This is a genomic window from Leptospira dzoumogneensis, from assembly GCF_004770895.1.
GTDB lineage: Bacteria > Spirochaetota > Leptospiria > Leptospirales > Leptospiraceae > Leptospira_B > Leptospira_B dzoumogneensis.
In genome coordinates this window covers 199,950-211,920 of the sequence record NZ_RQHS01000010.1, presented here as the reverse complement: position 1 = coordinate 211,920, position 11,971 = coordinate 199,950, and the positions used below count along the sequence as shown (strand labels likewise).

General features: G+C 41.2%; 9 protein-coding genes. 2 read left to right on the top strand and 7 right to left on the bottom strand.

All coding sequences use genetic code 11. The features are described 5' to 3' along the window. Positions 1-50 precede the first annotated feature (50 nt). Genes fliH through fliF form a run of 3 tightly spaced genes read right to left on the bottom strand, consistent with a single transcriptional unit; the run spans position 51 to position 3,644 of the window. The gene (gene fliH, locus EHR06_RS06790; protein WP_008592071.1) at positions 51-974 is read right to left on the bottom strand and encodes a flagellar assembly protein FliH; all 924 of its coding nucleotides are present in this window, start codon (positions 972-974) and stop codon (positions 51-53) included. Position 975: 1 nt separating this feature from the next. Next, complete coding sequence (locus tag EHR06_RS06785; RefSeq protein ID WP_135756303.1) at positions 976-1,944, bottom strand: FliG C-terminal domain-containing protein; 969 nt, start codon at positions 1,942-1,944, stop codon at positions 976-978. Next, positions 1,944-3,644, bottom strand: a complete 1,701-nt coding sequence (fliF, locus tag EHR06_RS06780) for a flagellar basal-body MS-ring/collar protein FliF (RefSeq protein ID WP_135626170.1) — start codon at positions 3,642-3,644, stop codon at positions 1,944-1,946. Before fliF ends, EHR06_RS06785 begins: the two co-directional genes overlap by 1 nt. 244 nt (positions 3,645-3,888) lie before the next feature. Between fliF and EHR06_RS06775 the strand changes: the two genes are divergently transcribed. Both EHR06_RS06775 and EHR06_RS06770 read left to right on the top strand, forming a co-directional pair. After that, positions 3,889-4,629 carry a TrmH family RNA methyltransferase gene (locus EHR06_RS06775; RefSeq protein WP_135756302.1) on the top strand — a complete coding sequence of 247 codons (741 nt, stop codon included), beginning with the start codon at positions 3,889-3,891 and terminating at the stop codon, positions 4,627-4,629. A gap of 29 nt (positions 4,630-4,658) precedes the next feature. Beyond that, positions 4,659-5,540, top strand: a complete 882-nt coding sequence (locus tag EHR06_RS06770; protein ID WP_135756301.1) for a DUF4349 domain-containing protein — start codon at positions 4,659-4,661, stop codon at positions 5,538-5,540. Between the two features lie 129 nt (positions 5,541-5,669). On the opposite strand, the gene EHR06_RS06765 is transcribed toward EHR06_RS06770, so the two are convergent. From EHR06_RS06765 to feoB, 4 genes are all read right to left on the bottom strand, one after another. After that, the gene (locus tag EHR06_RS06765) at positions 5,670-6,776 is read right to left on the bottom strand and encodes a M23 family metallopeptidase (protein WP_135756300.1); all 1,107 of its coding nucleotides are present in this window, start codon (positions 6,774-6,776) and stop codon (positions 5,670-5,672) included. Position 6,777: 1 nt separating this feature from the next. Further along, positions 6,778-7,791, bottom strand: coding sequence for an N-acetylneuraminate synthase family protein (locus tag EHR06_RS06760; protein WP_135756299.1), 1,014 nt, complete (start codon positions 7,789-7,791; stop codon positions 6,778-6,780). A gap of 77 nt (positions 7,792-7,868) precedes the next feature. Next, a complete protein-coding gene (locus EHR06_RS06755; protein WP_135756298.1) occupies positions 7,869-9,824 on the bottom strand; it encodes an LTA synthase family protein in 1,956 nt (651 codons plus the stop codon). Positions 9,825-9,826: 2 nt separating this feature from the next. After that, positions 9,827-11,968, bottom strand: coding sequence for a ferrous iron transport protein B (gene feoB, locus EHR06_RS06750; RefSeq protein ID WP_135756297.1), 2,142 nt, complete (start codon positions 11,966-11,968; stop codon positions 9,827-9,829). Between the last annotated feature and the right edge of the window lie 3 nt (positions 11,969-11,971).

The following is an 11,971-nucleotide window of genomic DNA, read 5'->3' as shown; positions in this document are numbered from 1 at the left end:
TATGATTTCGGCGGCCGGGTAGGAGACTAAGTTTGGACGTGAATGTTAGATTAGATCGGCTCCGCATTTCGAATTGCTTCTTCGATTTCTTTGAGCTGTGTGGAGATCCTTGCATCGATTGCACCAACATCTGTTTCGATGATGACCCCGCCTCTGTCGACGCGAGAGTCTTCGTAGATATTGACCTTGCGAAGAGACTCCATAAGTTTGATAAGTTCGTCTTTGTGAGCTGTGGTGATCTCCAAGTCCGCAAAGTTGACTCGAATATCCACACGGTCCCGGTCCTTGATACGTTTCAGGGCTTCTCTAATATTATTGAGTACGATTTCTTTACGTTCAATGATCTCGTCTTTGATGATCTTACGAGCGATGATCAGGATCATCTCCACCATCTGCTTCTCGGAAGCTTGGATGAGTTCAGCACGGATATCGATCGCTTTACCTACGATGGTTCCAAGACGGTCGATTAGACGTCGGACTTCTCCTTGTCCTTTTCTGAAACCTACTTCTCTTCCAGCTTCAAATCCTTTTAAGTAAGCCTCATGTTCGATCTCTGCCGTTTTCATCTCGGCTTCTTTGATCATTCTTTCGGCTTCCATCTTGGCTCTTTCCAAGATCTGTTCCGCTTTGGCTTTACCTGAATCCTCTTCGAGTTTGATCTTCTCTTTGGAATCCTGGATCATTTGGAAGGCTTTTTTACGGCCTTCTTCCTCGATCTCCTCCGACTTGCGACGGGAGTCCTCGAGCATTGTTTTGATATTCTCTTCGGTTTCTTCTTTATAACGATTGAGCTCTGCCTCGATCTCTTCGATAGAAGGGCCTTGGTATTGCTCTATAATATTTCCTTCTTGGTCGACTTCGAACTCTTCGGCGTCTTCGTCCCTATGGAATTTTTTATATTTGTCCGGAATTTGCAGCTCTACCTGATCCTGCATGTCCGCGATCTGGATAGGTTTGAAGACTAGTTTTGCCATATTAGTTCTTTCTCCGGAACTTGATTCTTCCTGATTCTACGGATTCCTTAAAAATTTCAAGTAGTCCGTTTTGGGCGGTTTCAATCTCTGCGAGGGAAACCGGTCCCATAGAATCTTCTTCCAATCGGATGGAGGAGGCAAGAGAAGGATCTAACCTTTCCAGTAAGACCTGTTTCGTTTCCGGTTCAGTGCCCTTAAAAGCGGTCGCGGTCACGATTGGATGAAGATCGCCCATAAACTTGTTTAGTGCTTCTCGGCTCAGATCCATCAGGTCTTCCATTCGGAAGAAATGCTTATTTATATTTTCGGCAAACGATTGGCTCTTTTCGCGTATCCTGGAGAATAATTTCTGAGAATCTTGAGGGTCCAATTTACCCAAAAGTTCCGCTGCTCTTTTGCCGCCTTTGTCCCTGGTAGGAACTCCAGACTGGGGAGATTTTAGGACTTCTTTCTTGAAGCGCAAAAACCTCTCCAAAGAGTCCAAAAGTCCCGCAGAAGAAAGGTCCAGATTCCGGATGGAAAGTAGGATCTCCTCTTGGGTCTCTTCCGGGAATTCTTCCAATACTCTGGCAGAAGTATCCGGATCCGCGTAACAGAAGATAAGAGCTATTCTGTCTGCGGATTCTCCCGCTACGATCTTGGAAAGTTCTTCCTTGGTATAGGATTTGAGTTCCTCGGACCATTCCGGCTCTGAAACCAAATCCTCTTTTAAGATGGTTTCGAGTTCTTGGATTAGAGCCAAGGTATCTCGATCGATCCCTTCTTTCGGGACTGTGGAAAGTCCTTCTAAGAAGGAGCCTAAAAGTTCTCTTTCTTGTTTCGCTTCTATTTTGCCGGACTTGTGAAAACTTTCTAAAAGTTTCGACGTGTCCTGAGGGCCGAGATGGCGAAACACTTCCGGGGGAAGATGCTCCCCCAGGATTCGGAGGAGCTGTCCCGCCCGGTTTCTTTTTCCGGACAGGATACTCATTAGGTTGCTTCCTCTTCAGATAACCAGGTGCGTAGAAGTTGTGCCACTTCTTCCGGTTTTTCCCTGGCGAGATTGATCGCGTTTTCGAGAAGTTCTCTTCTGAGTTTTTCGTCCAGAGAGAGTTCGACTTCTGCGCTTCCGTCGTCCATGACCCGAAGTGCTGCTTCTCTCATCATCTGCTGCATTGCTGCGAGTTCTTCTTCGCGTAGTCTGCGGCGTCTTGCGATCTCTTTTTTGATCGCTCTGTAGATGAGGATAGTGAGTATTAAGAATAATACTATGACTAAGGATGCGATTACCATTTGTCGGATCGCTTTCTGTTTTCTTAATTCTTCATCTTCTGCAGCGAACTGAGCGGTGCGGTCTTTTGCAATGCTGATTACGGAGATTTGGTCTCCTCTTGCTTTGTCTATACCTACTGCTGCTTCTAAGTTTTTACGAACAGTTCTAATGTCGTCATCGGAAACCGGGATATAAGTTCTGTCGTAACCGGTTCCATCCGCGTTTTCTTTTTTAGTCCATTGACCGTCAACTACCACGGAAAGGTTTACTTTTTCGATCTTCCAAGGTTGTTTTTGGACTTCGCTTACTCTTCTGTTGAATTCGAAGTTATTAATATTCTCGGTTTTCTTATAATCTGCTTTTTGATAGTCGGTATCTTTATAACCGGGAGGAAGGTTAGGCTCTGTTCCTGCAGGTCCGTCCGGAGTGAACCCTCTTCCTGTGAATTGTTCACTGGTTTCTTTGGAGGAAACTTTTAAGCTATAACCGTCTACGATCTTTAACTCGGAGTAAGGAGTATTCGGATCATCCGGTCTTTCGATTACCGGAGAAACTTGGTTGTCTTTATAAGATTCCTTGTCCCAGTTTAACATGTACTCGAATCGAGTGATGTCTACTCTGTCTTCTCCACCTAAGAACCAACGAAGAGTGTTTCTTACGTCGATCAATCTTTGGATCCTTTGTTCTTCTTGGATCCTCAATTTTTCTTGGACAACTCTAAGTTCTAATCTTTCTTTTTCCAGATCTTCTTCAAAGTCGGAGATGATCTTGCCGTCCGCATCTGCGACTACTACGTTTTCCGGTTTGAGTTTAGGCACCGCTCTGGAAACCAAGTTTACGATACCTTTTACTTCTTTTTTGGAAATCCCTTCGACACCTGGGATAAAATGTAAAATGACCGAGGCTTTTACTGGAGAAGCATTCGAGTTGAACAGTTCATCTTCCGGTATTGCGATGTTCACGAACGCTTTGTCTACAGGTCTTAGGGTCATCAAGGATTGTTCGATGGCTCCTTTTAATGCCCTATACTTTTTGATGTCCTTGTCGAACTGGGTCTCGGTGAATTTCTCCACATTGAATAATTCCCAGCCTTGCACACCTGCAGGGATCAGGTTCTCTTGGGCAAGTTTAGTGATAATTTCCTGCCTTTGTTCCGGATCCACGCTCACAATACTGGTGTCTCCCGTGCTGTAAGAATAGCCCATGGAGTCCAATTTTTTAGTAACCTCTGCGAAATCCTTCGCAGTAAGGTTTTGGAATAGAATAACCTTATTCTTTTGAGAGGAAACGGTTGTCAGAAGCCCTAAGGCAACGACCACAGTGATCGCCACTCCACCTAAAATCAGTTTCTTTGTAGTATCTAAAGAGTTGAAGAACTCCTTGATATTGTTCAGAATCTTTTGTAATTGCTCGGGCATTTTCCTTCACCACCGGACAAGATAGGGGACATAATAGATTTTCGGAAACAAAGTACAATCCCTTTTTAAAAAAACTTTAGAATTTTTTTATTTTCTTTGGATTTTTTATATTAACTCTTTCGGGAACTGCTTCGAAGCGAAAAATAAATCTTGTTGTACATAATTGCTATATTAATGTTTAGTATAATTTCGACTGCTTCTTATTTACTCTCAAGATTTGTCTAGGAATGAAAACATTTTGAACATGAAACTCACCCAAGAACATTCAGATTTTATAAATCTAGAAGAAGCGATCCAGTTAGAAGAATATTTTAAAACTTTAATATCAGCGGAGAAGGCCTCTAAGATCCAAGAAGTAGCTTCTTTTCGTACAAAGTACTTAACAATTGTAATGGAAGATATATTCCAACCTTATAATGCTAGTGCTCCTGTACGAACTTCAGAATGTTTAGGGCTAACGGAACTCCATGTAGTGGAAAATCGAAACTCTTATAAACCGAATGAAGGTATTTCTCTAGGCGCACAAAAATGGATACAGATCCACAAATACCAAAAGCCAAATTACGATAATACTAGACATTGTATAAGCGGTTTAAAGGAGAAGGGCTATAGGATTGTGGCAACTTCTCCACATACATTAGAAAATTCTTACGAACTAGATACTTTACCTTTGGATAAACCTAGCGCCATATTATTCGGATCTGAAGAAAAGGGATTGTCCTCTTATTCTATGGGAGAAGCGGACGTATTCCTAAAACTTCCTATGTACGGTTTTACGGAAAGTTATAATATTTCGGTAACAGTTGCAATTGTACTTTCTCATCTTGCATTTAGGCTAAGGAAAGAAGTTCCAAACTGGGCTTTAACAAAAGAAGAGCAGGTTTATATCCGAAATTCTTATTATAAAAAATGCCTTCATAACGGAAATCTTGTGGAATCTGACCTATTACAAAGGATCAGATCCGAAGCAGCAAGGGTCCAATAAATCAATTCTCAGCCAAAAAGTAGGGTAGGATGGAACAATTCAGCGGTGTTTCTAAGTTTGTTAGAAAGTTTTCGATCGTATTTGCGGGCATTTTTGCATTTCTATTTATAATCAGGCTTATCTATAGTTATGCTGTCGGTCCCGAAACAAATATCGTAAACCAAGAACAAGGTTCTTCCATCAATTTTGATTATGGGCGAAAAAACTACGCTTCCGAAAAGTTTTACGCACCACAGGATAAGATTACTGTTTCAAGTTCTTCTCAAAAATATGAGAAGGTAGCGGCAGTTTCTTCCAAAACTTCCGAGTTTGATGAAAATGAAAAGAAAACCCGCAAGATGGTAGAAGATGCGAAAGGTGTCATCCAATACGAACAAAGATCGGGACTTTCCGGCAAAAGAACATTGCAGTTGGGAATCGGAGTAAACCCGGACAAGTTCGATTCTATGGTAGAATCTATTCAGACCATAGGTGTTATTGATTCTATCTCAGTGAATAAAACCGACAAAACAAACGAATACAAAAATATCACGGCGACTCGGATCTCCTTGGAAAAATCCAAAGCAGGACTTTTGAGTTTAAAAGGAAGAAACGGCAAAATAGAAGAATTGATCTCTCTAGAAAAAGAAATTTTGGAAATAGAGGGTAAGATCCAAGACCTAGGAGTGAAGTTAGGCGAATTCGATCAGGAGAATGAATTCTGTACGATCAAATTCACCTTAAAGGAAACTGGCGCAGTCGCTGGAGGATTTATTACTTTTTTAAAGAAATGTAAAATATCCTTGGAATGGACCATTAAATACGGATTATTATTCTCTTTCCTTTACGCATTTGCAGCGGTCGGGGGATGGATCACTTGGTTTTTTGGAATAAAAATATTTGGATATTTAAGAACGAAGGGTATATTGTAAGTTTGATATTTCACACAGAGTTCGCGGAGAGCACAGAGGGAAGTGATGTAGGAACTCCTACAATATCAATCTCTGCGGCTTTGTGCCTCTGCGCGAGAATAACTCTGTGGGCTCCGTGCGAAATAAGCTTTAATTCAAATTCGACTTAGAAAAGAAAAACTGTAGTAGCTTTCTCATTTGATTCGTGGGAACTCCTGCACCCAGGTATTCTCCGTCCACCCAGATCTCGAAATGCAAATGGATATTTTCATCATTTCCTTTTGCCTCTCCCATTAAACCCGAATTGCCTACGTTACCTATCTCTTCCCCTGATTTTACTTTTGCACCCGGTTTGATCCCTCTTTTGATGGAAGAAAGATGATTGAAAGAGGTCATAACCCCATTCCCATGATCGATCCAAACCTGTCGGCCTCCGAAATCTTTTTCCACATAAGTGACCCCGTTTTTTTGGGCTAATGCAGAATACTTTTGGAATTCAGAAAGTGTCATAGGAGAGTAGTCTAGATCCGCACGGATAATCGTTCCATCCGCTGGAGATACAAGCACGTCTTCGAAGGTTAAACGTCTAGGCGGACCTATCTTCTCTCGTTTATAATAAATATCTAATCCTTTATGGATCCCATTCCTGTATTCTCTGGGTGCCCCGGGAAGTTGGTAATCCTTTTCGGGAAGAAGTCCATCCGGAACAGGGTATTGGTATCCGGTAAATCTATTAGAAACCGAATTTAGGACGGTACCATTCAATAGGATCTTAAATTCACCGATCACTATGTTCTTTTCTTCTTTTTTAGGAAAATATAATCTAAGAATGGATGCATCGATCGGTGGAAGATTATGCTGATTGACTAGATCCACCTTATCGTTTTTAAAAATCGTTTTCCAGTTTTCTTGGTGAAGTACTTGGATCTCGTATTCTTCCGCTGCTCTTTTTCCTCGGAACATCGGAACTAATATCTCGATGGAATTGATCAGCCTTTTAGAACCGAAATCCACAATGATCCATTCCGGTTTATTCTCTCCCGAAGAATACCAATAAGATTTCGGATTGGAATCGAATAGATTGAATGCACCGTATTCTTCATCATAAGAAGAAGATACTGAATAGGAAAAAGGGGCCACTGTCACTTTTCCGAAATCCAAAAAATCCACTTCGGAACCCAAAGATCCATAAGACTTGGGTGCTGCGGAAATGCCGAAAGAAAGAGCCGTAAATAAGAGACAGATTTTTCGGATCATATTAAGCTGAGAAAGGTTCTCCTGGTTTCGGTCCTTTACCATGTTTGACGATAGAATTTGCCTCATCCAGCTTCCACGAATCAAAATATCTTTTATCTTCTTGGCTTAAGTCCGGGCGAAGTGAGATAGGATTTCCGTTTTGGTCTGCGTATAATCCTCTTCTTCCGAAAAATCTGCCGCCTGCTTCCTGGGGTTGCACGACCTTCTTCTTTTCTCCTCTCATTTGGAATGCAATCCTTGCATTTTCAACATAAGATTTCAGTTCGAAAGGATCCACAGAGATCGTATGGTCCGGACCGGGAAGTGCTTTATCCAAGGTAAAATGTTTTTCTAAAACGTTTGCTCCTAAGGATACCGCCAATGCTCCTGCAATACTTCCTGCAGTATGGTCAGAAAAGCCTAAAGGACCATTGAATATTTTTTTATAATATTCTAAAGTTTGCAAATTCGCTTTTTCTGGAGGAGTAGGGTAAAGAGAAACACAATGGAATAATACTAGATCTTTCACTTTTTCGGATTCCAAAAATTCTAATGCACGAATGACTTCGAAACCTTCTGCGGCACCGCTGGATAAAAATAAAGGGAGTCCCGTGCTTGCACATTTTTGCAAAAGTTGTTTATTTATTATATCTCCACTCGCGATTTTAAGAGCTTTCACTCCTAAATTTACTAACAGATCAACACTTCCCGGGTCTAAAGGAGTGGAGAAGAAGAAGAGGCCTTCTTCCTTGGCAGTTTTTTGGAATTCAATATGTAACTTTTCCGAAAGTTCGTAAGTTTGAAAAATATCCACTAGGACTTTTGCTTTAGGATTTTTAATATCTAGAAAATTTTCAGTCTTATAGGTTTGAAATTTTACCGCGTCCACTCCGGCTTTTTTGGCCGCCTGGATCGTTTTTTTACCTAATTCCAGATCTGCGTTATGATTCAATCCGATCTCGGCGATTATAAACGGGGAAGAATCCTGGCCGATCTCCCATTTTTCTTCCAAACGAAAACTTTTCGAAAAAGACATTCTTTCTCCTGAAATGAAAGGGCGATACCCTTAAGACTAGGATCGGAATACCTGGCCGGAAAGGGAAGGATTAAAGTTCACTTCTCCGGAAAGATCCGGTTCGTATTCAGAAGCTCATAGCTCAGATTCAAAAATGCCTTTGCTTTCCGTTCATACTCATCGCAGGTTTCTTTGATAGAAGCACACTTAGACTTGTTTTCGCTCCAAGGCATCGGATAGGCCTCTCTTAATTCTCCTTCTGTGGATCTATAAAGAGCATAGTCTTTCTCAATCCAACCGATTACGCTGGAAAAAGCAAAATAAGAACTGCCGGTTTTGGGTTGGGGCAAATTAGAGAGCAGGTCCCTGCCGAAGGAAGAGAATTTTACTTTTTTACCTACAAGACCCAATATGGTAGGGATCACATCCAACTGAGAAGAAACTTTCGGGTCCAATCCTGGTTTTACATATTTAGGAGAATAGATCAAAAACGGAATATTACGATCTTCGAATGGATTTAAGTCTCTGTGATGAGTATGGTCCGCAACGAATATAAAAATGGTGTTCCGGAAATACGGGGATTTTTTCGCCTTCTCCATAAATCTACCGATGGACTCGTCCGAATAGGAGTAAGTATTAAAATAATCCGAGTCCTTCATAGTGTCCGGATAAGGATTTTTTCCTGTTTCCGGGACCTGATAAGGATAATGAGTGGTCAATGTCAGACTAACCGCCGCAAAAGGTTGTTTTGCTTTCGAGATTGTACTATGCAATTCTTCTAATACATCTCCATCGTAAAATCCCCAGGCACCCGATCTATATTTTCCCGTTTTTTCGATCTCCTCTTTTCCTATGATGGTATCAAAACCCCAATGAGGAAAAAGAAAACTCATATTATCGAATCCTACATCTCCACCGTGAACGAAATATGTGGAATATCCCAAGGTTTTGAGTAAAGATCCAAGACCTCCGAAATTTCCTAATACCTGATGTGTTCTGACTACTGTGATTCCAGGTCGATCAGGGATCCCGGTGAGAACCGACATGAGACCGTTTACAGTCCTTCCTCCAGTCGCAAAAAATCTAGGAAAGTATCTGCCTTCTTTTACTAAAGAATTAAAATTAGGAGCGAGTTCTTTTCCTCCTACGATCCCATCTCCGTTCGGTTTCAAAAATTTTCCAGTCCAGCTTTCCAAAAGAATTAGAACTATATTTGGAGGAGTTTCCTTTCTGGTGTCTGAAGTTTCCCTTAAAAGCGGATATTCTATATCTATAAATTCTGCACCTGGATAATCTATCTCATTCTGTACGATCCGGATCGATTCTTCTTTAGACATTTGTAATTCAGGAAGAATGGATTTGGATTTTAGGTCCATGACCGTGGTAAATACTCCGTTCAAGGGGAGTTGGTTTAAGAAGGGATTTTCCGAATGGATCGCTTCTGTGGATCTTAACGGCCTGGCCTGCAGTCCTCCTCGGAATAGAAACAATAATAAAATAATGGCAACAGGTATTTGTACCAATTCTTTGTTTCTGTTTTCAGTAGAATATTGGTATCCATTGTACTTTATGAAAAGATAAATTAATGCAGGGAGTCCGGTGAATATTCCGATCAATCCCAGGATCACTTTTAAAGTGTCGTTCTTGATCGCTGCTTCTATTAAGATCAGAAGATCTTTTCCTAAAAATACAAAACCTTCATAACCTAGATGTTTGTCCGCTTCTCCGAAATAGATCGTGTCTCCTATCAAATGTCCTGTCATCCATAAGAATAATGGAATGGGAAGAATTCCCCAAATATATCTGTAAGATTTCCAGCGATTCGGATAATGAATGGAAGATAGGATCCAGGGTAGCCCTAGAACTATGGAGATCACACATAGATCGAAACGTATCCCGATCAGAAAAGAAGTAAAAACTTCGCTGATCGGTGAATTCCCCAGTTTTGAAAAATAGATAAAGAGTAATACAAATCTAAAAACGGTTAAAAGGACCAAAAAACAAAAAGAGTAAAATATGATTATCCTAAGGTTTGCAGGCAGCCTTTTTATCATGATCAATTCCAGCCTAAAGATTTAGAAAAATGGAAAACTAAAAAAGAAGAAGTATATGCAAGAACTGTCATATACGTGAACATAAAAAACGGCCAGAACATGGAGTTCGTCTCCTTTCTTACCACTGCAAGAGTAGACATACATTGGCAGGCGAATGCAAAAAATACGAGTAAACTTAGAGCGCTTGCGATTGTCCAAACAGGCTTTCCTGTTTCCGGGTCTTTATCTTTTCTGAGCGCAGACCTTAAATTTTCGTCTTCCGAATCTTCTCCTTGGACCCCGTAAACAATGGACAATGTGGATACCATTACTTCTCTCGCTGCAAATGAAGTGATGATACCTAGTCCCATCTTCCAGCCGAAACCGATCGGCTCCAAGACAGGCTCCATCATTTTGCCCATTCTTCCTGCGTATGATTCTGAGATCTGTAAGGACTTTGCTTGGGTAGGGCTTAAATTTTCCACTTTGGGACCTTCTACCCTTGGATAATTTGCTAAGAACCAAAGTATAATGGAAATGAATAAGATCACTTTTCCTGCGTTTCCTATGAAGGCTCTGATCTTTTTATATACGGTAAAAAACAGACTTTTGAGAGAAGGCCATTGGTATCTGGGAAGTTCCATCAGAAAGTATGCAGGTTCCGATCTAAAAAAAGTTTTTTTGAATAAGAATGCGGCTCCCATGGAGGCGAACATTCCTAAGAGGAAAAGACCGAATAACGCTAGAACTTTAGGGGAGAAGATCCCAAAAACGGGTTCTGCGGAAAAAACGGTGCCGATCACTAAAATATAAACAGGATATCTGGCAGAGCAGGTGATAAGAGGGGAAACTAAGATCGTAGTGAGCCTGTCCGCTTTGTTCTCTATGGTCCTTGTTCCCATGATTGCAGGAACTGCACATGCGGCGCTGGAAAGTAATGGGATAAAAGATTTGCCTGAAAGTCCGAATCTTCCCATGAACCTGTCCATTAGAAAGGAAGCTCTTGCGATATATCCGCTTTCTTCCATGATCCCAATGAATAAAAATAATAAGCTGATCTGAGGAACGAATACTAAAACGGCACCAACTCCACCTATCATTCCTTCTTGGATAAGAGAACGAACCGGTCCTTCCGGTAGAAAACTTCCGGTCCAATCCGCAAGATCTCCGATCCTTCCTTCTATCCAATCCATTGGCACCTCGGACCAGGTGAATAAGAATTGGAATACCAGGGCCATGATCCCTAAGAAGATCGTAAGTCCCCAGATCGGGTGGAGAAGTATTTTGTCTGCGAATCCTAAGATCCCTTTTTCCGCGATTTCCGAGCCGGAGACCGCTTTGGATAAAAGCTTTTTGATCCAGATGGATCTTTGGACCAGTTCTTCTCCATAAGAAAATTCTAATTTAGATCTTTCCCATTCTGAATGTATGAATTCCCTGGTTTTTTCGGGAAAAAATCCGGAAGAAGGTAGTCCTGTTTGTAAACTTTCTCCGCTGAATTCTTTAAAACTATTTTCTAAAACGAATCGAACCGAATCGGGATCATCCACGGAAAGTTTAGAAAGTACCGACTCGATCAATGCCGTTCTTTTTTTGTCCCAAGAAAAATCGGGATCAGGTGTTTTATAAGAAGAAGGATCGGTTAAAACTTTTTCCAAAACTTCCACACCCTCTCCTGATCTTGGATTTACAAAATGAAAAGGAACTCCGAATGCCTTGGATAAAACTTTTAGATCTAAATGAACTCCTTTCTTTTCCAAGGTATCGTTCATTGTGACTGCAACGATCATAGGTATCTTGAGAGAAGATACTTGCAATAAAAATTGGAGTCCTCTTTCGATCGCGACTGCATCCAGTACGAAGATGAGTTTGTCTTCGGATTCTCTGGAAAGTAGAATTCGTGTTGTTACTTGCTTATCTTCCGATTCTCCGCCTAGACTGTAAGCGCCCGGAAGATCCACGATGTTTACAGTTCTATCTTCCGCATGGACGGTCCCTTCCGCTTTTTCTACGGTGACACCGTGGTAATTTCCTGTTTTTTGCCTAAGCCCTGTGAGTCTGTTGAACAATGTGGACTTGCCGCAGTTCGGATTCCCTGTAAGTAATACTCTGAATTTTTCGGTTTTATGTTCCGGAGATCGTATTTCGGTATTTAATAATTTCATAAA